The sequence below is a fragment of the Pectobacterium sp. PL64 genome, assembly GCF_022477975.1.
Lineage (GTDB): Bacteria > Pseudomonadota > Gammaproteobacteria > Enterobacterales > Enterobacteriaceae > Pectobacterium > Pectobacterium jejuense.
The window spans coordinates 2,146,170-2,166,106 of the sequence record NZ_CP092070.1 but is presented as its reverse complement, the minus strand read 5'-3'; the positions used below and the strand labels follow the sequence as shown (position 1 = coordinate 2,166,106).

The 19,937-nt window shown below is 53.9% G+C and carries 17 protein-coding genes; 12 read left to right on the top strand and 5 right to left on the bottom strand.

Features of this window, described 5'->3' with window-relative positions:
* Positions 1-19 precede the first annotated feature (19 nt).
* From HP572_RS09575 to HP572_RS09550, 6 genes are all read left to right on the top strand, one after another.
* Positions 20-1,099, top strand: coding sequence for an ABC transporter substrate-binding protein (locus HP572_RS09575; RefSeq protein ID WP_240585465.1), 1,080 nt, complete (start codon positions 20-22; stop codon positions 1,097-1,099).
* Between the two features lie 42 nt (positions 1,100-1,141).
* A complete protein-coding gene (locus tag HP572_RS09570) occupies positions 1,142-2,410 on the top strand; it encodes an ABC transporter permease (RefSeq protein ID WP_240585464.1) in 1,269 nt (422 codons plus the stop codon).
* 25 nt (positions 2,411-2,435) lie between these two features.
* A complete protein-coding gene (locus tag HP572_RS09565) occupies positions 2,436-3,254 on the top strand; it encodes an ABC transporter permease (RefSeq protein WP_039509570.1) in 819 nt (272 codons plus the stop codon).
* Between the two features lie 506 nt (positions 3,255-3,760).
* On the top strand, positions 3,761-4,495 hold the full coding sequence (locus HP572_RS09560) for an SDR family NAD(P)-dependent oxidoreductase (protein ID WP_205555035.1): 735 nt from the start codon (positions 3,761-3,763) through the stop codon (positions 4,493-4,495).
* Positions 4,488-5,612, top strand: coding sequence for a phosphotransferase (locus HP572_RS09555; RefSeq protein ID WP_240585463.1), 1,125 nt, complete (start codon positions 4,488-4,490; stop codon positions 5,610-5,612). Before HP572_RS09560 ends, HP572_RS09555 begins: the two co-directional genes overlap by 8 nt.
* Positions 5,609-6,904 (top strand): aspartate aminotransferase family protein, encoded by a 1,296-nt coding sequence (locus HP572_RS09550; protein ID WP_240585462.1) that lies wholly within the window; start codon positions 5,609-5,611, stop codon positions 6,902-6,904. Before HP572_RS09555 ends, HP572_RS09550 begins: the two co-directional genes overlap by 4 nt.
* Before the next feature lie 36 nt (positions 6,905-6,940).
* On the opposite strand, the gene HP572_RS09545 is transcribed toward HP572_RS09550, so the two are convergent.
* Positions 6,941-8,428, bottom strand: a complete 1,488-nt coding sequence (locus HP572_RS09545; protein ID WP_240585461.1) for a methyl-accepting chemotaxis protein — start codon at positions 8,426-8,428, stop codon at positions 6,941-6,943.
* A gap of 478 nt (positions 8,429-8,906) precedes the next feature.
* On the bottom strand, positions 8,907-10,286 hold the full coding sequence (locus HP572_RS09540) for a phosphatase PAP2 family protein (protein ID WP_240585460.1): 1,380 nt from the start codon (positions 10,284-10,286) through the stop codon (positions 8,907-8,909).
* A 630-nt stretch (positions 10,287-10,916) separates the two neighbouring features.
* On the opposite strand from HP572_RS09540, the gene HP572_RS09535 reads away from it, so the two are divergent.
* From HP572_RS09535 to HP572_RS09515, 5 genes are all read left to right on the top strand, one after another.
* Positions 10,917-11,939 carry a methionine ABC transporter ATP-binding protein gene (locus tag HP572_RS09535; RefSeq protein WP_240585459.1) on the top strand — a complete coding sequence of 341 codons (1,023 nt, stop codon included), beginning with the start codon at positions 10,917-10,919 and terminating at the stop codon, positions 11,937-11,939.
* On the top strand, positions 11,932-12,591 hold the full coding sequence (locus HP572_RS09530) for a methionine ABC transporter permease (protein ID WP_039288793.1): 660 nt from the start codon (positions 11,932-11,934) through the stop codon (positions 12,589-12,591). Before HP572_RS09535 ends, HP572_RS09530 begins: the two co-directional genes overlap by 8 nt.
* 41 nt (positions 12,592-12,632) lie before the next feature.
* Positions 12,633-13,745, top strand: a complete 1,113-nt coding sequence (menC, locus tag HP572_RS09525; protein WP_240585458.1) for an o-succinylbenzoate synthase — start codon at positions 12,633-12,635, stop codon at positions 13,743-13,745.
* Between the two features lie 302 nt (positions 13,746-14,047).
* The gene (locus HP572_RS09520) at positions 14,048-14,857 is read left to right on the top strand and encodes a MetQ/NlpA family ABC transporter substrate-binding protein (RefSeq protein WP_010681677.1); all 810 of its coding nucleotides are present in this window, start codon (positions 14,048-14,050) and stop codon (positions 14,855-14,857) included.
* A gap of 195 nt (positions 14,858-15,052) precedes the next feature.
* The gene (locus HP572_RS09515) at positions 15,053-15,343 is read left to right on the top strand and encodes a Bor/Iss family lipoprotein (protein ID WP_095994688.1); all 291 of its coding nucleotides are present in this window, start codon (positions 15,053-15,055) and stop codon (positions 15,341-15,343) included.
* 218 nt (positions 15,344-15,561) lie between these two features.
* Here HP572_RS09515 and HP572_RS09510 read toward each other — a convergent pair whose 3' ends face one another.
* The gene (locus HP572_RS09510) at positions 15,562-16,962 is read right to left on the bottom strand and encodes a M20 family metallopeptidase (protein WP_240585457.1); all 1,401 of its coding nucleotides are present in this window, start codon (positions 16,960-16,962) and stop codon (positions 15,562-15,564) included.
* Between the two features lie 143 nt (positions 16,963-17,105).
* Here HP572_RS09510 and HP572_RS09505 point away from each other — a divergent pair, with 143 nt between their 5' ends.
* The gene (locus tag HP572_RS09505) at positions 17,106-18,032 is read left to right on the top strand and encodes a LysR family transcriptional regulator (protein ID WP_240585456.1); all 927 of its coding nucleotides are present in this window, start codon (positions 17,106-17,108) and stop codon (positions 18,030-18,032) included.
* Positions 18,033-18,042: 10 nt separating this feature from the next.
* Here HP572_RS09505 and sctU read toward each other — a convergent pair whose 3' ends face one another.
* Both sctU and sctT read right to left on the bottom strand, forming a co-directional pair.
* A complete protein-coding gene (sctU, locus tag HP572_RS09500) occupies positions 18,043-19,122 on the bottom strand; it encodes a type III secretion system export apparatus subunit SctU (RefSeq protein WP_240585455.1) in 1,080 nt (359 codons plus the stop codon).
* Between the two features lie 11 nt (positions 19,123-19,133).
* A complete protein-coding gene (gene sctT / locus HP572_RS09495) occupies positions 19,134-19,934 on the bottom strand; it encodes a type III secretion system export apparatus subunit SctT (protein WP_226292855.1) in 801 nt (266 codons plus the stop codon).
* Positions 19,935-19,937: the final 3 nt, after the last annotated feature.

Here is a 19,937-nt window from a genome sequence, read left to right as displayed (position 1 = left end):
ACACTCCAGGAGCGAAAAGATGTCCAAACTCAATAACACATCCAAAGCGAAAGGCCTCTTCAACCGTCCGGTACTGAAGAAAATAGCGGCCACGGCTTTTCTGGTGACGATGGCCTGTCAGGCGCAGGCAGAATCCGTCACGGTGATCTCATTCGGCGGGTTAAACAAGGATGCGCAGGATAAGGCCTTTTACAAACCGTTCGCCGCGGCGGGCAAAGGCACGGTAGAAGCCGGTGAGTATAACGGTGAAATGGCGCGTATCCGGGCGATGGTGGAAACCGGACAGGTAGGCTGGGACGTCGTGGAAGTCGAAGGTCCTGAACTGATGCGCGGCTGTAACGAAGGGCTGTTTGAGCCGCTGGACTGGTCAAAATTGGGCGATCAATCCCAGTTTGTTAAAGGCGCCGTCAGCGAATGCGGCGCGGGGATCTTCCTGTGGTCTACCGTACTGACCTATAACGCGCAGAAGCTGAAACAGTCACCGAAAAGCTGGGCTGATTTCTGGAATGTGAAAGATTACCCCGGCAAACATGCGCTGCGTAAAAGCGCCAAATTTACGCTGGAAATCGCGCTGCTGGCCGATGGCGTGAAGCGCGAAGATCTCTACACGGTGTTGGCGACGCCAGAAGGTGTCGAGCGTGCCTTCAAGAAACTGAATCAGATCAAATCGAATATCCAGTGGTGGGAATCCGGCGCACAGCCGCTGCAATGGCTGGTGTCGGGCGATGTGGTGATGACCTCCGCGTATAACGGCCGCGTCGCGGCAGCGCAGAAAGAAGGGCATGACTTCAAGATTGTCTGGGCTGACAGCATTTACGATCTGGATAGTTGGGCGATCGTCAAAGGCTCCAAGCACAAGGCATTGGCGGAGCAGTTTATTGCGTTTGCCAACCAGCCGGAAAACCAGAAGGTATTCGCCGAAAACATCCCGTATGGCCCGACGCACGTCAAAACCACCAGCCTGCTGGCACCGGCCGTCGCGGCTAATCTGCCGACCGCACCGGATAATCTGGCACAGGCCTTGCAGGTTGATACGGAATTTTGGATCGATCACGGCGAAGAGCTGGAGCAACGTTTTAATGCCTGGGCCGCGCAGTAAAGCCGCAGTGAGTGACCGTACGTGATGATGGAGAAAGAGCCTATGTCCCAGAGCGATGTCGTCGCCGCTGTAGCGTCTGGCGGAAACGAAGAAAATTCAACCTTGAAGCAGCAACTGTGGCTCGCGCAGAAGGCCTATAAGAAACGCTCTCTGCTGCTGATTGCGCCGCTGTTTCTGTTTATCGTGGTGAGTTTTCTCTTCCCGATCACCTCGATTTTGGGGAAAAGCGTCTCCAACCCGGAATTGCGTGACAATATGCCACAGACCATTGCCGCGATGCGGCTTTGGTCTGGCAACGATGTACCGGATGAAGCCGTTTTTCGGGCGCTGGTTAGCGATCTGCGCGATGCCCGCAGCAGCGGTAAGCTGAGCACGATCACCAAACGGTTAGGGTATGAAGGATCGGAATACCGTACGCTGATTACCCGCACACTGCGTAAGCTGCCCGCCGAGGGCAGCAGCGACATACGCGCTCAATTGATACGCGAACAGCCGATGTGGGGCGAGTTGGCGACCTGGCAAACGTTCGATCGCGCGGCGCGGCCTTTCACCAGCTATTACCTATTGGCGGTGTTTGACCACAAAGTCCATACCACCACGCAGCAGATTGTCCCGCAGCCTGCCGATCAGGCGCTGTATGTCGATGTGCTGCTGCGTACGCTGCTAATGGCGGGCGTGGTGACGCTACTGTGCGTAGGGCTGGGATATCCACTGGCCTATTGGCTGGCGAAACAACCGTCTAACCGCGCCAATCTGCTGCTGATTCTGGTGCTGCTGCCGTTCTGGACATCGCTGATCGTGCGGACGGCGAGCTGGATTGTGCTGTTGCAGTCCGGCGGGCTGATTAACCGTTCGCTGATGCACATCGGCATTATCGACGAGCCGCTGGTACTGGTGTTCAACCGCATCGGTGTCTACATCTCAATGACTCACATCCTGCTGCCGTTCTTCATTTTGCCGCTGTACGCGGTGATGAAAGGCATTTCCCCGAACTATGTCCGCGCGGCGATTTCGCTGGGGGCGCATCCGTTTATCGCCTTCTGGCGGGTTTACGTGCCGCAAACCTACGCGGGCGTGACGGCGGGAGCGCTGCTGGTCTTTATGATGGCGATTGGCTACTACATTACGCCTGCGCTGCTGGGTGGACCGAGCGACCAGATGCTGAGCTACTTTGTCGCGTTCTTCACCAATAGCACGATGAACTGGGGAATGGCGGCCGCGCTGGGGACGCAGTTGCTGATTATCGTGACGCTGCTGTACGTCGTGTACATCCGTGTCACGCGTACCAATGCGGAAGCCGCGGCGCACTAAGCACACTTAATTGGGGAGATAACACATGAGACAGCAGGGTGAAGTGGTGATCCGTCTGTGGAACACATTCTTTAATTTCTACGGGGCGGCGATGCTGTTGTTTTTAATCGTGCCCGTGCTGGTGATTGTTCCGCTCTCATTTAATGCCGGTTCGTTTCTGAGCTATCCGCTGACGGGATTTTCCCTGCGCTGGTATCGCGAGTTTTTCAACTCCAGCGAATGGCTGGGGGCGCTGGGCAATAGCCTGCTGATTGCGCCGCTCGCCACGCTGCTGGCGACGGTGCTTGGCGTGCTGGCATCGGTCGGGCTGGTACGCGGTGAATTTCGTGGTAAGTCGCTGGTGATGGCCGTGCTGATTTCACCGATGATTGCGCCAGTGGTGATTGTTGCGGTAGGGATGTTTTTCTTCTTCGCCAAACTGTCGCTGCTGAACAGCTATCTGGGACTAGTATTGGCACATGCGATGCTGGGCGTGCCGTTCGTGGTGATCACGGTCACCGCGGTATTGAAGAACTACGATCATAACCTGACACGCGCCGCCGCCAGCCTGGGTGCTTCGCCGCTGCTGGCTTTTCGCAAGGTCACGTTCCCACTGATTGCACCCGGTGTGTTTTCCGGTGCGCTCTTTGCCTTCGCGACCTCGTTTGATGAGGTGATCGTCACGCTGTTCCTCGCCAGCCCGCGCCAGCGCACGCTGCCGTTACAGATGTTTGCCGGCATCCGCGAAAACCTCGACCCGACGATAGCCGCCGCCGCCACCATGATGGTCGGTGCCGCACTCGTCCTGCTAATCGTGATGGAGATTTTACGCCGCCGCTCGGAGCGGCTACGGAGTGGGGGTTAAGGTGGGGAATCGAAATGTGTCCAGCACGAGAATATTTCGTGCGCGTTGATATCTTATTTCTGCTTTTGTATGTGGTGTCTTATGTGTCGTTAGCGTAATGCGCAAGTGGGGCAGTTGTTATCCGGCGTAAGAAATTATGCTGAGGAGATAGCAGGCTTAGGATGAGCGGCATGGACGCCGCGAAAGCTTGCGCCACGTCGGGAGCGTGTCGCAAGCGGTCCGTTAAGCCTGATACCGACGAAGGCATCGCGCAGCGACATAATTAGCGCCGAAAAGCCAGGGTTCGCAGGGCGACGGCGAGTGAGCCGCCCTGCGTCGGGCGTGTGATGAAGTCGCAGAGAAATACCGCTACTAATACGCACGAAACTTTCACACTAGGTGCATACAGTGGTGAAAGGACAACGCCAAATTTTGCTGAAATTTTCTTCAGCTTTTTTTAAAACTCAATTTATGATGCATCAAACACCATTTTGATAAATCACCTACAAAGGCTCAGGAGATTCGGTATGACAGTGCAAAAAACACTCTTGCTGACCGGTGCCAGCCGGGGAATCGGGCATGCCACCGTTAAGCATTTTCATGCGGCGGGGTGGCGGATCTTTACCGCGTCGCGTCAGAACTGGGCGGAAGAATGCCCGTGGGCGGAAAAGCTGCTTAATCACATTCATCTCGATTTGGAAGATATCGACAGCCTGCAACAGACGCTGCCGCTGATTAAGGAAAAGCTGGGCGGGCGGCTGGATGCGCTGGTCGATAACGCAGGGATTTCGCCAAAGGGTGCCGACGGGCAGCGTCTGGGCGTGCGTGACACGGACTATGCGACCTGGTTGCGGGTCTTCAACGTCAATCTGTTTTCCTGCGCGCTGCTGGCAAACGGCCTGTTCGACGAACTAAAAGCGTCACAGGGCTGCGTGATTAATGTGACCTCGATTGCCGGATCGCGCGTTCATCCCTTTGCCGGCGTGGCCTATGCCACGTCAAAAGCGGCGCTGTCTGCGCTGACGCGGGAAATGGCCTTTGATTTTGGCCCACACGGTGTTCGTGTGAATGCGATTGCGCCGGGGGAAATTGAAACCTCGATTCTGTCACCTGGGACGGGCGACCTCATTGAACGGCAGGTGCCGATGCAGCGTTTAGGCAAGCCCGAAGAGGTGGCAAGCCTGATCTATTTTCTCTGCACCTCCGGGGCTTCTTATGTCAACGGCGCAGAAATCCACGTTAACGGAGGGCAGCATGTCTGACGGACAACACACGGCACGTTTTCCCACGTTTCCCTCCGAGGCGTCCAATCAGCCAGTTTTTGCCGACGTTGCATCGCACGGCGACGAGCTGATGACGCAGGCTGTCCCGCAGGTTTCCTGTCAGCAGGCATTGGCTATCGCGCAGCAAGAATATGGCTTGTCTGGGGAGATGGCGCTGCTTCAGGGTGAGCGTGATATGAATTTCTGCCTGACGGTCACGCCCGATGAACGCTACATGCTGAAAGTCATCAACGCGGCGGAGCCCGCCGACGTCAGTGATTTTCAGACTGCGCTGCTGCTGCATCTTGCTCAGCAAGCGCCCGAACTGCCCGTACCGCGCATCAAACCGACAAATGCGGGTCTGCCAGAAACGTGCGTTGAAATTGATGGCGTGCTGCTGCGCGTGCGGCTGGTGAGCTATCTCGCAGGGATGCCGCACTATCTGGCTGCGCCTTCAACGGCACTGATGCCGCAACTGGGCGGCGCGCTGGCGCAGTTGGACAATGCGCTTCACGGCTTTACGCATCCGGCGGCGAATCGTTCGCTGCTGTGGGATATCAGCCGCGCAGAGCAGGTGCGTCCTTATCTCGATTTCGTTAATGAGCGACAGCAGCATCAGCATCTTCAGCGCACTTTTGATCGTTATGACAGCCATGTCGCGCCTGAATTGACGACGCTACGCCGTCAGGTCATTCATAACGATCTGAATCCGCATAACGTACTGGTAGACGGTTCGTCGCCGACGCGGGTCACTGGCATTATCGATTTTGGCGATGCCGTATTTGCCCCGTTAATCTGCGAAGTGGCGACGGCGCTGGCGTACCAGATTGGCGATGGGGCGGATCTGCTGGAACAGGTGGTGCCGTTTGTTGCCGCATATCACCAGCACAGGCCGCTGACACCGGCAGAGATCGCGCTGTTACCGGATTTGATTGCGACCCGCATGGCGCTGACTTTGACCATCGCGCAGTGGCGGGCATCACGTTACCCCGACAATCGGGCGTATCTGCTGCGCAATGTGCCGCGCTGCTGGCACAGTTTGCAGCGCATCGCGACCTATTCCCATACGCAGTTTGTGACTCGCCTACAGCAAGTTTGCCCGGAGAACGCGCGATGAATCAGAGAGAAATCACGCCTGAAATGACCACGACAGAGGCGTTGCTGGCGCGTCGTCAGAAAGTATTGGGTAGCGGCTATCGTCTGTTTTATGAAGAGCCGCTGCACGTCGTGCGCGGCGAGGGCGTGTGGCTGGTCGATCATCAGGGGAAACGCTATCTGGATGTCTATAACAATGTGGCCTCGGTCGGGCACTGTCATCCGGCGGTGGTGGAGGCGATGGCACGACAGAGCGCACAGCTCAACACCCACACGCGATACCTGCATCATGCGATTGTTGATTTTGCAGAAGATCTGCTGAGTGAATTTCCTGCCGAGTTGAACAACGTGATGCTGACTTGTACCGGCAGTGAAGCCAACGATCTGGCATTGCGCATTGCCCGACATGCGACGGGAGGGACGGGCGTGTTGGTGACGCGCTGGGCGTATCACGGCGTGACCAGTGCGCTGGCAGAACTATCGCCGTCGCTGGGGGATGGCGTGGCACGCGGCAGTCATGTGAAGCTCATCGAACCGCCGTATACCTATCGCCAGCCTGGCGCATTTCTTCTCAGTATTCGTGATGCGCTGGCGCAGATGCAGCAGGAAGGCATTCGTCCTGCCGCACTGTTGATCGATACGATTTTTTCCAGCGATGGCGTGTTCTGCGCACCGAAAGGCGAGATGGCGCAGGCGGCGGCGCTGATTCGTCAGGCGGGCGGACTGTTTATTGCGGATGAAGTGCAGCCGGGCTTTGGGCGTACCGGGGAATCAATGTGGGGCTTTGCGCGTCACGGTGTTGTTCCGGATCTGGTGAGTTTAGGGAAACCGATGGGTAACGGGCATCCCATTGCTGGATTGGTTGGGCGTTCCGCGCTGTTCGATGCATTCGGGCGAGAGGTGCGCTATTTCAATACGTTCGGCGGCAATCCGGTGTCCTGTCAGGCGGCGCACGCGGTGCTGCGAGTGATTCGGGAAGAACAGTTGCAGCAGAATGCCCAGCGGGTTGGTGATTATCTGCGGCAAGGATTGCAGCAGTTAGCGCAGGATTTTCCGCTGATTGGCGATATTCGGGCTTACGGTCTGTTTATCGGCGTAGATCTGGTTAGCGATCGCGAAATCAAAGCGCCGGCAACTGAATCGGCGTTGCAGGTGGTGAATGCCATGCGTCAGCGCGGCGTGCTGATCAGCGCGACGGGGCCAGCGGCAAACGTGCTGAAAATTCGCCCGCCGCTGGTGTTTCAGGAAGAACACGCCGATGTGTTTTTAACCACGTTGAGCGACGTGTTAACGCTCATCGACACCCGCACGTGAGAATAATCCATCGTGCGGGTGCCGTGAAGCCAGTGATTAAATGCGGAACGCCGCAACGGCATGGCTGAGTTCACCCGCACGTTCGGACAGCGAACTGGCGGCCGCGGCGGCTTCGTTCACCAGCGCGGCGTTTTGCTGCGTGACCGTTTCCATTTGTGAAATCGCGGTATTAATCTGCCCGATGCCCAGACTTTGTTCATTGCTGGCGGTGGAGATTTCGGTCACGATCGAGGCCACGCGTTTGATGTCTTCCACCACGCTTTGAATCGTGGTGCCCGCGTCGATGACGGCATGGTGTCCATGGTTTGCCTGTTCGACGGACGTCCCGATCAGTTCTTTGATCTCTTTAGCCGCGTTGGCACTGCGCTGTGCCAGCGTGCGCACTTCGCCTGCGACCACCGCAAAGCCTCGGCCCTGTTCGCCCGCTCGGGCGGCTTCCACGGCGGCGTTCAGCGCGAGGATGTTGGTCTGGAACGCGATCCCATCGATCACGCTGATAATGTTGGTGATTTTCTCTGCGGATGACACCATCTGCTGCATCACTGATGTCACATCGCCCATCATCTTGCCGCCGTCAACCGCGCGCTGTGAGGCGGTGGTTGCCAACTGACTGGCGTGAGCGGCATGGGTGGCATTCTGTTTGACCGAGGAGGTCATCTGTTCCATTGATGCTGCCGTTTCTTCCAGTGAACTGGCCTGCTGCTCGGTACGAGAGGAGAGATCGATATTGCCGCTGCTGATCTGGCTGGATGCGGTCGCAATAATATCGGCGTTACCGTGTACACGCTCTACGATATCGGTCAGATTCAGCACCATTTCCCGCAGTGCGGTTTGCAGCTGTCCCATTTCATCGTTCGACGTAATGTCGATGCGATGCGTTAGATCGCCATCTGCCACTTTTCTGGCTAAATCCACAGCATTTTTTATCGGTACGGCAATCGATATAATCAAGCGCCAGCCGGATAAGGCAACGATAACTATCCCGACCAGAAGGGTAATCACCACGGAAAATAATATATTACTGAAACTACTTTGTGATTCAGAATAGAGTTCCTGGCCTACATCAGATTGTAATTTAATCAACTGATCGGCAGTCTTTTGCAGCGGTGCGTATTCGCTTTTTAAGGTGTGATTAATAATATATTCTAATGCGTCTTTATCATTCTTTTTAATTGCATTAATAGCGGGAGTAACGACTTTATCGTTGTACTGCTTGTATAACATTGCAAACTGTTCTTCTAATAATTTCTCATCGCCCGTTAAATACGTCTTGCTGTATAAGTCCCATTGCGCATCATAAATTTTTTGTGCTTCTGCAATGTGCTCCAGTCCGGTCTTAACATCGCTTGGCTGAGAGAGATCAACGCTGGCAACTTCAAACATCACGGTGTTCACCTGTCTGGTGATGTTGTCCAGATAACCCAGTGCTATCAGCCGATCTTGGTACAGCGTTTTCATCGATTGGTTGGTGTTGTTGATGCCAAACAACCCGATAAGAGAGACCACCAAAAGCAATAATGCCATTAACACCATAACCGAAATTAATTTAAGTTTAATGCTCATAAGTACCTCTAAATTACTCCCAGATAAGGAGCGGTATTCCTATATCGACGGAAGAAAGAGAATATTTATGTTGGACCTAACTAAAATTAAAAAATGGCATCAGGGGACTTGCGACAGCGCCGATTTACATTGATTTACAAACCAATTGGCATTCTATGCTGCGTGGGAAATAGTCATTAAAATATTATCCTGCACGGAAAGTTACCGTTACAGCTAACTGACGAAGATAATATTTAAGGCAACGCCTTAATTATCGATTTTTAAAAAACCAGAGGCGTTAATTTTTAAAAAAAATGAAACAAAACCACGATGAGGGTAATCATTCGGATAATAAATTTCCGTTACTAATTTTCCGTTATTAACTTTCCCGTTATTAAATAGTATCCCCGTGTGACGTCCTTCTTCCCCGCGCAGGAAAAGACGGGGAAGAGGAGAGCCGTTACCGATGCTGAGCTAACTGCACGGCGTCATGTAGATTGAGGCGCTGCCAGAAATTCTGCGGGCCTTTATCGCCCGGTGCGCCAGAGAGCGGGTACCCGTCAGCCAGCGCGGTTTTCACCATCAGGTTTCTGCGCTCGGTAACGGAGAGATGCGGAAGTACGGGGTCGAGCAGGACTTCTGCACCTTCGGGAATGCTAACCGGAGACGCCGCGCCAGGTTGCGCAGGCAGACCGTACGTCATCGTGTAGCGATAAAACGTCTTCATTTCCGGCGCGGCATAGGGATCGTCCTGTGGCGCATTCTGAGCACAGGCGCTCAGCGTTGTGCCACAGGTTTTCTCTAACGCGCTGCGCAACTCCGTCTTCGCCTGTTCAAACAGCCGACGATACTGTGGATCGTTGAGGTAGTGCGCCACATTGCGCTCGGCCATCATCCGCGAACCGATCACATCTAATGGATAATGCACGCCCAGCACGATGCGCGAATAGCCATAGCGTGCGCCGCGATCGATCAACGGCACGAAGCGCTCGGGGATCATTTCTGCTAACAGCAGCGCATCAGTGTAACCCGCGTTGGTATGCCCACTTGGAAATGCGCCGCCGGAGGCGGTGTAGGGTTTGTTATCGCCAATCACAGCGGTATCCGGCACTAAGTGAATGGTGTTATTCGGCTGTAAGAAAGGGCGAGGGTAGTCGAAATGCTGTTTAGCGGCGGACGTACTGACTTCAGAAGTCTTGATTAAGGCTGCGGCTTTGCGCAGTTCACCGCGATTATAAGCGCTGATAAATGCATGACCGAGCTTTGGGCCCAATGCATCAGCCAGATAGTAGAGATATCCCTGGCCTTCTGCGTCCACCAGTGCCTGTTCGCGTTGCCCCTTGGTCGCTTCGCGATTAATGCGCGTCACGATAGCCATATTTTGCTGCAACACAGCGGTAGAAAGGTGTGAGAAGGAATCCAGCAAAGCAATGCCGGCCTGCTGGTTGGCCTTCACGGCGAAGTCATAACCGCTGGCGTTTAACCACTCGGTATCTGCCATCAGTGACGTCTGTTTCGCCTGTTCTAGCTGCGCGCGGGTCAGCTTCGGTGCATTGCCCTGGATTGCCTTGCGCAGCGCAGCCTGAATGGATTGTTCCAGTTCAACAACGCGAGGACTGCTACTGGCCTGCGTGGTGGAGTGCACAATGGCGCGGAGACTGGCGCTATCCGGCTCAGGCGCTGCTGCAAACCCAGAAAACGGTAACAGGAAAAGACTGACTACAGGCAGCAGCTTGAGCGCGGGTAACACATGAGTTTTCGATAACACATTGGTTTCCGATAACACATTGGTTTCTGACAACAATGTGGCCGCTGGTCGCAGCATAGGGCGATAGCGCATAGTGGCATCCTTAATTGGGAGGATAAACGTTTGTCGGTGCGGGGATCAGGCTAGGCGCTGATTGTGATGGTAATGTTTCAGGATATATTTTGAGATGCTTATCAACGCATTATCATGATTTGTTATGTTTGGTGACGTCGTGAACCTCACGCGGTAACCGGGGGCAACAGTTTCTTATCGGGTTGCTTATATAGAAGAAAAAGACATAAAAAAGGTTCTAAAAAACAGAAAGGTGATTTGCTTTTTTTATCATTGACGCAAAGCTCATTTCTCTCTACTTTAAACAGACGATTATTTTTTAATATTCCATTGATTTATAAGTAATTAATCTAATTATAACAAAAATGGCAGACATAAATAGCCCGGTTATTCCTCAACGCAAAAAGGCGATGGCGAGCCTCTCCCTGTTAAAAATGGCAAGTGAAAAAGTCCTATGGGATAGGTTCAACGTCAACTAATGCGAAATGATTTTACCCACGAGCCAATGTTTACCTACAAGCAATGTTTACCTACGAACAATGTTTACTTACGAACAATGGTTTTCCCAAGAACAGTGGTTTCCCTACATCAAACAGGCATACGTTTGCGTATGTCGATAAATAGTCTGTAACAGCAGGAGTGAGTCAGGTAATGATTCGGTTAGAAAACGTGAGCGTTGATTTCCCCGCCGGTAAAGCAGCACAGTCCAGGGCGGTAAACAACGTCAACCTGACCATTCAACAGGGTGAAGTTTTTGGGATTGTCGGCACCAGCGGCGCAGGAAAAAGTACGCTGCTGCGGACGATCAATTTATTGCAGCGTCCAACTGAAGGGCGCGTGTTTCTGGGCGATACGCTGATTAGCGATGCGTCTGGCCGCGAGCTGCGTCAGCATCGGCAGCGTATCGGGATGATATTCCAGCATTTTAATCTGATGCATACCCGCAATGTGTATGACAACGTGGCGTTCAGCCTGCGTGCTGCGGGGAAGAGTAAAGAAGAAATCGCCTCGCGCGTGCCGGAAATTCTGGCGCTGGTCGGGTTGCAGGACAAAGGTACAGCCTATCCGGCACAGCTGAGCGGCGGGCAGAAACAGCGTGTGGGCATTGCTCGCGCCATCGCCAACCATCCCGAAGTGTTGCTGTGTGATGAACCGACCTCGGCGCTGGATTTGGAAACGTCGGCGTCTATTCTGGCGCTCTTGAAAAGTATCAATGTCCGGTTAGGCATCACGATCGTGCTGATTTCCCACGAAATGAGCGTGATTAAAAGTATTTGTCAGCGCATGGCGGTGATGACGGGCGGAAATATTGTGGAAGAAGGCGACGTCTTTACGATCTTCTCCTCACCGCAGCATGCTTACACCAAACAGTTGGTTAGCCATACCAGCCCGGTCGAATTACCTGAACGCTTTAAGCAGAATAATAAAGGCGTCTTGCTGAAAATACTCTTCGCCGATGATTCGGTAGAACAACCGATATTATCGGATGTGGCGCAGCAGTTTCAGGTATCGGTCAATATTCTGCACGGCAATATTGAATACATTAACGATCGCGCGCTGGGGCATATTATCGCTCAGATTTCATACCGTGACGATCCGACAGCGGATAATTTAACCGCTGCTATTGCTTATATTCGACAGAATACCTTTGGGGTGGAGGTCATCAATGACTGAGTTATTCGGTGAATTAATCTTCGCCTTCGGTGAAACCTTCACGATGGTGTGTATTTCAACGCTCTGTGCGGTGATATTCGGCCTGCCGTTAGGTATCGCGATTTATGTGACCGATCGTCATTTATTCTGGCAGAACCGTTTTATCTATCTGGTTTCGACCATTCTGGTGAATATCATCCGCTCGATCCCGTTTGTGATCCTGCTGGTGCTGCTGTTGCCATTAACACAGCTGCTGCTGGGGAACACGATAGGGCCAGTTGCGGCGGCGGTGCCGATGTCCGTGGCGGCGATTGCGTTTTATGCGCGTCTGGTGGATTCCGCGCTGCGTGAAGTCGATCCGGGCATTGTGGAAGCGGCGGAGGCCTTTGGCGCCAGCCCAACGCGTATCATCGGGACAGTGCTGTTGCCGGAAGCGCTGGCTGGATTGTTACGCGGCCTGACGATCACGCTGGTCAGCCTGATTGGTTACTCGGCAATGGCCGGGATTGTTGGCGGCGGTGGTGTGGGCGATCTGGCGATCCGCTTCGGCTATTACCGTTATGAAACCGAAGTGATGGTGGTGACCGTGATTGCGCTGGTGGTGTTGGTGCAGGTCGTGCAAACGCTGGGCGATATGTTATCGCGTCGGGCAAATAAGCGCGAACGCCGCTAAACCACGACAGAATAGGGTATTCAGGGCAGCAGAGAGATGTCATGAAAATAGACAAAATTGTATTAAGAAAAATGAAAATGGCGCTGAAAACGCCATTTACGACCAGCTTTGCGACGCAGACGGAGAAACACTTCTCCATCGCGGAAGTCCACGCTGGCGGACACATTGGTTATGGTGATTGCTCGGCAATTTCGCTGCCGTTTTATAACGAAGAAACCAACGTCACCGCCTGGCATATTATGCGTGACTTCCTGATCCCGATGATTAAGCAGGCTGGGGATATTGAACATCCTTCACAGGTGCGCGATATTTTCGCCCCGGTAAAGCGTAATAACTGTGCTAAAGCGGCAATCGAAGGCGGTATTTGGGATGCTTACGCGAAGATAAAAGGCGTACCGCTGCATCAATTACTGGGCGGCGTGCGGAATAACGTCGAAGCGGGTGTGAGTATTGGTATTCAGGAAACGCCCGATAAATTAGTCAGCGTGGTCGATAATTTCCTGAATGAAGGCTACAAGCGCATCAAAATAAAGATCAAGCCGGGAAAAGATTACGACTATATTCTGGCGCTGCGTCAGGCGTTTGGTGATATCACGCTGATGGTGGATGCCAATTCTGCCTACACGCTGGACGATATCGATTTCTTTAAGCGCATCGATCAATTCAACTTGCTGATGATCGAACAACCGCTGGCGCACGACGACATTATCGACCACCGCAAACTTCAGGCGGCGGTGAATACGCCTATCTGCCTGGATGAAAGCATTGCGTCGGTAGAGGATGCGCGTAAGGCGATCGAGCTGGGTAGCGCCAAAATCATCAATATTAAAGTCGCACGCGTGGGCGGCATCACCGAAACCAAGCTGATTCATGACTATTGTCAGGCCCACAATATTCCGGTGTGGTGCGGCGGCATGCTGGATACAGCGGTCGGTAAAGCGCACAACATCGCGGTATCTACGCTGCCGAATTTTATCTACGCGCACGATATCCCGCCGTCTTCCCGTTACTGGCATGAAGACTTCATGCTGCCGTTTGTCGAACTGGACAAAGACAGCTGCGTCGCAGTGCCAAATAAACCGGGAATCGGCTTCGAGATTAACCCTGAACTGTACGACAAATATTGCTACGGACAGGAAACCTTTTTGTTTTAACTGATTATTGAGTAAGCCTTTTTTAGTAACCTTTTTTTAGTAAAACATGTGAGCAGTAAAGCGTTATCCAACACCAGGGAATAACGTTATAAAAATAGAGAAAAATAATGAGCGATGTTGCATCGCGCGTAAGGGGATGGATTTAGGGAGAAACACGGTGATGAGGTTCCCGCAGGGATGCCTCGCACCGTGGTCGCTCCCGGTATCTCGATCTTAACCGTGGCGACAGACGCCCAACATAACGAGAATGCCGTTAGCAAAACGGCGAAGACTGACTAAATCGGACAGACAGGAACGCGACGATGCGATTGAAAAAACTCATTCCACTCATGCTGGCGCTGGGTATCTCTCAGGCTTACGCAGCAGATTCAGGCAAAGAAATCACCATCGGCGTCTCGCCGGGGCCGTATGGCGATATGGTCACGAAAGCGATCAAGCCAGAAATGGTGAAAAAAGGCTACGAGGTAAAAGTGCGCGAATTCAGCGACTACATCCAGCCGAATCTGGCGCTGTCGAACAAGAGTATCGACGCCAACCTGTTCCAAAACCGCCGCTATCTTGACCGTTTCAGCGCGGATAAAGGGTTGAAACTGGCGGAAGTGATCACCGTGCCGACGGCCAGCATGGGCTTTTACTCCAATAAAGTGCGCTCGTTGGATGAGCTGAAAGCGGGCGATATCGTGACGCTGCCAAACGATCCATCAAACCTGGCTCGTTCGCTGGATTTCCTGCAAAAATACGGCCTGATCAAGATCAATCCAGACATTACGCCGACCAAAGCCTCGCTGCGTGATATCACGGAAAACCCGAAAGGGCTGGTCTTTAAACCGCTGGAAGCCGCACAACTGCCACGCGCACTGGGTGGCGTAACCGGCTCCCTGATTAACGCCAACTTCGCGATTTCTGCTGGTCTGAATCTGTCTGACGCGATTCAACTGGATGTGCTGCCGGAAGACTTGAAAAACATGATCGTTGTGCGTGCGGAAGATGCCGACAAACCGTTCGCTCAGGATCTGAAAGCCGCCGTTCAATCCCCGGAATTCGCCGCGTTCTTTGAGGATAAAAACTCCATGTTCCACGCGTTCCAGAAGCCGGAGTGGATGAAGAAGTAATTCCCCTTTCAAGCTGCCAGTGACCTATGTGCAATAGGTCACTGGCTTCTCCGCTGCAAACGTGTATTAACCCGCAAATCCCCTCTCAGGCAACATACCGTGTTAATTCAAAGATAAGAGAATTTAAAACATTGTAATTTTTTGTATAAATGCCATTCTTTGTAAGATTTATTGACATAACACAACGAGGGTTCGATGAAAAAAATACTTTCTACTGCCGTATTGGCGCTGGTACTGACGGGATGTGCTCAACAAACCTTTACAGTAAAGAATGAGTCTGTTGCCACACCTAAACAGGTGACCACGCATCACTTCTTCGTTTCTGGTATTGGTCAGAAGAAAACCATTGATGCTGCGGCGGTATGTGGCGGTTCTGATAAAGTTGTTCGCACCGAAACACAGCAGACCTTTGTTAATGGCCTGCTTGGGGTGGTAACGTTCGGTATTTATACACCTAGAGAAGCCCGCGTTTATTGCTCGCTCTAAGCTAAAGCCTGTATTCAATAGAATATAAGGCTGCCTTACGATAAAGCCATCTCTTATCGAGATGGCTTTTTCATGTCGTGTATACCCGTCATACTTCAAGTTGCATGTGCGTTGGCTGCGTTCACTCACCCGAATCACTTACCAGTGTAAGCTCATCGGGATTCCTTCTCTTGCCGCCTGCCTGAAACTCGAATTATTTAGGGTATTGTCACGAAGCGTTACTGTTGCCGTACCAACAGAGGGCTGCCTTGCTCCCCCAGTTCCCAGAACAGGCCGGTCATGATCGCTAACCCTTCTCGGGCGACGGATTTCAGCAGGTGTTCGTTGACCGCGTGCTGGCCGCATGCCGGATAAGAATGAGGGATCCACAGCGTCGGCAGACCGAGGATATCGGCGAAAACGTCATTAGGCAGTGATCCGCCCAAATTCGGTAACAACGCGGGCTGTTTACCACTGATGTGCTGCATCAGTGCCAGCGTCCAGTTCACCAGCGGATCTTCCGGGTTAAAGCGCGTCGCCGGAGACGTGTTAAGCACTTCAACGTCCACCTGCGTAAAGCCGTGTTGGTCGAGGTGTTGACGCACATGTTGCGCCAGATGCTGCCAGTCGGTGCCGACCACAAAGCGCAGTTGGCAAATCGCCGTCGCGTCGGCGGGAATCGCGTTCACTGGTTTGCTCGGGTTGCCGGTAATGAACGACAGCACTTCCAGCGTGTTCCAGCCAAATAGCCGTTCGGCAGGCGTGAGACCGTCTTCGCCCCAGTTTTCATCAATCGCCGGATCGTCCTCGCCACCAGCGGGGTCAATTGTGCTGAGGATTTCGCGCAGCGCAGGCGTTAGCTGAGGTGGCAGCAGGGCGTCGATCTTCATCCGTCCTTGTCCATCAACCAGACTCGCCACGGCGTTCGCCAGTTGGGTGCCTGGATTGCTCAGCAGACCGCCCCAGTTGCCAGAGTGATAGGCCTGATCGCGTGCCTGGATGCGTAAGCGGAAATTGATGCAGCCGCGAGAGCCGAGGAACAGCGTCGGACGCTCTGCGCTGAGGCGGGGCCCGTCGGAGGCGATAAAGATATCGGCCGCCAGCGCCTGCTTGTGCTGTTGGCACAGCTCGGCCAGCCCCGGTGAGCCAATTTCTTCCCCCATCTCGAACAGCAGTTTGCAGTTGAAGCCTAAACGCTGTCCGCGAGCCTGAAACACCTGCTCCAGCGCCATCAGGTTGATGCTGTGCTGGCCTTTGTTATCGGCACTGCCGCGTCCGTACCAGTGGTCGTCTTCTTCCACCAATTCCCACGGTTTGAGTCCGTCGCGCCAGTTTTCTTCATCACCAAAAACCACGTCGCCGTGGCCATAAGACAGCACGGTCGGCAGGCTGGGATCTTCAATGCGTTCGGCCAGCAGAAAAGGGGGGTGACGTTCATCTGGCGAGGCAATCAGCCTTACGCTGAATCCCATCGCCTGCAAGGCGGGCTGGATTTCGTCGGTCAGATAGCGGTTCAGCGCGGGATGGTTACCGGCTTTCTGGCTCTCGCTGGCGTGGGCAATACGCCGGGCCAGCATCTGTTTAAATTCTCCGCGATCGAAACGTTCACAGGCGATACGAATAAGGTCTGCGCTGGTCATGCCTTTCCTTGCTGGATAATGTGCCGAAGTTACCGATATTTAAAGAAAAAACGAGCTTTGCAACAATAATAAAAATTGCAATTAAGCTTTGCTTTTAATATAAACCTGCGAATCCCCCCGCGATGTCTGAAAGGAACACCGCCATGCACAGCTCCGAGATTCGTTATTTTCTGGTGGTTGCCACCACCGGTTCGCTCAGCGCCGCCAGTCAGCACCTGTTTGTTGCCGTTTCTGCGATCAGTCGCCAAATCCAGCGGCTGGAAGAACGCATCGGCGTGCCGCTGTTCGAGCGTCATGCGCGCGGTATGGTGTTAAACGATGCGGGACGCATTCTGGAAAACCATGTGCGCAAGAGCATGATGGACATGGATGCTGCCGTGGCGGAGATTCAGGGGCTGAAAGCCAGTCGGCGGGCGCTGCTGCGTATCGGTTGCACGGAAGGGATGGCGTTTGATCTGCTGCCGACGCTATTTGCGCGTTTTCGCCGGCACGATCCGGATACCACCTTTGCGCTGAAAGTGGACTCGGCGATGCAGGTGTCCCAGATGATCCGCAATGGTGAAGTGGATATCGCACTCCAGTTTGCGCTAGCGCCCGAGCAGGGTGTGAATGTGGAACTGTCGCTGCCCGCGCCGCTGATGCTGCTGATGTCTGACGATCACCCGCTGGCGCAGCAGTCTATTCAACTGGCGGATTTGCATCCTTTCCCGCTGGCCTTGCCGGAATCCTCGACCACGCTACGGCAGCTGTTTGACCTCTCATGCCGCATGAACGGCACCTTTCTGGAACCGACGCTGTGCTGCAACAACTTCACCACGCTTTATTACTATGCGATGAGCACGCCGGGGGCGGTTACCGCCTGTAGTTTCTATTCCGTGATGTACAAGTGCTTACAGCAACCGATGCGCCTGAAACCGCTGAATATTAAGCAGCTTGACCAGCGCTCGCTTCAAATCCAAACGCTGGCAGGCAAAGCGCACGCGCCGCAGCAACAGGCTTTCCTTGATTTCATGATGGCGGAGCTGCGTCAGGGAGAAGCGTATTACCTGAGTCAGATTGCGGAAAGCTAAATATCCGCCTTTATTCCATCTCAATAATGTCGTGCTTTTGCTCGTCTTCGAGCTGACGCAGAACGCGATACACCTGTGCTACCGCCTGAAGCGTTTCGCGCGGAATGTAATGGCCTTCCGGCGTGGTGCGATACAGCGTGCGGGTCAGCCAGATGAAGCGAATCACCGGAATATCCGCTTTTTGCGCCTGCGCGATAAGCTCCCGCGCCGCGCCGTCTTCCCCCTTAAACAAGATGCGCGGTAACGGCGTTTTGCCGGGGCGATAGTAAAGCCCCACCGCATAGTGCGTTGGGTTAACCAACAGCATATCGGCATCTTCGACTTTAGCTTTGGGGCGCGGCGCGGCGGGTTCGTTCATCAGTTCGTGCGCCAGTGATTTACGGTGGCCTTTCATGTGCGGATCGCCTTCGGAATCCTTGTGCTCGTTGCGTAAATCCTCATGGCTCATGCGCTGCTGCTTGAGGAAGAAATACTTTTGCAGGCCGAAATCCAGTGCGGACAACACCAGCAGCGCCGTCAGCGTGGTACGGGCAATGCGCATCAGCAGCGCTTTCACGCCTTGCCAGAAGCCATGCAGATCGCCATAGGCCAATTCGACCAGCGCTTCCAGCTCCGGCACCACCACTTTATAAAAGACCGTCCCGATCACCACGGCTTTCAGGATATTGGTCAGCATTTCTACCAGCTTACGCATCGAAAACATCTGCTTGAACTGGTTGATCGGGTTCAGGCGGTTGAGATCGAGCTTCAGCGCTTCGGGCGCAAACAGCGGACCATACTGGAGCCAGCCGCCCACCACGCGCAGCAGCACGGCAATCGCGGCAGCTAACAGGCAGAGCGTGCCCGCCAGCACGGCGGCATCGTGGAATACCTCTTTCGCCACCTGCGCAAACGGGGCATCCAGCCGTTGCAGCGGCAGTTGCACCAGCGTTTGCAGCTTGCCCATCGTGCTGTCTGCTAATGCCAATACACACTCCAGCAGGCCGACGCAGATCAGCAGCTTGGGCACATCCTGACTTTGCCCGACTTCCCCTTTACGGCGCGCGTCTTCGAGTTTTTTCTCTGTGGGTTCTTCCGTTTTTTCGCTCATCGGTTCCGCCTTTAGTTATTCGATGCGGTAAAAAGCAGCGGGAGCAGGTGCTTGAGGTCCGGTAGCCCCTGAAGTTTATGGTCACCTAAATATTGCAGCACCGGCAGGTAAACGATGAAAAATGCCATCCCCACCAGACACTTGGCTGGAATGGACAGGACAAATACCTGAAGCTGCGGGCTATACAGACTGAGTAGCGCAATGCTGAATTCCAACAGCAGCAGTAGCGCCACCAGCGGCCCGGCGTACACCACCAGATGAGTGAAGGTGTCGGCCAGCAGGCTGAGATACACCTCAAACCCTTGTTCCCCCGGCGCGGGTAGCCACGACAGCACCGGCCAGATCTGGTAGCTGTCCCAAATCAGCTGCGTCAGCCCTTTCAGGCCGATACCGATAATCAACAGCAGAATCAGCGTCTGTTTCAGCAGATGGCCGAGCGGCGTGGCGTCCGACCCCAGCGCGGGGTTGAGCTGTCCGCCCATCAACGCGCCACGCTGGTTATCAAACAGGGCGCCGACGGATTCAAACAGCCAGAACGGCATTGCCAAAATCAACGCGATGAGGAGCCCGACAATAACCTCTTTCAGCAACAGGCCGGGCAGCATCGGCCAGGATAGCGGCGTCAGCAGAAGCTGCTGCTGCACTATGGGGGCGGGCAGCAGCGTCAGGGAAATCACCACGGCGTTGCGCGTCATGCCTTTCAGCACGTTGAGTGAAAAAACCGGCACCAGAATGAAACAGGGATACAGTCGGGCGATGCCGAGTGTAATGGCGATGATAAAGTCATAAACGTGCTGAATGGTGGCGATCATGCG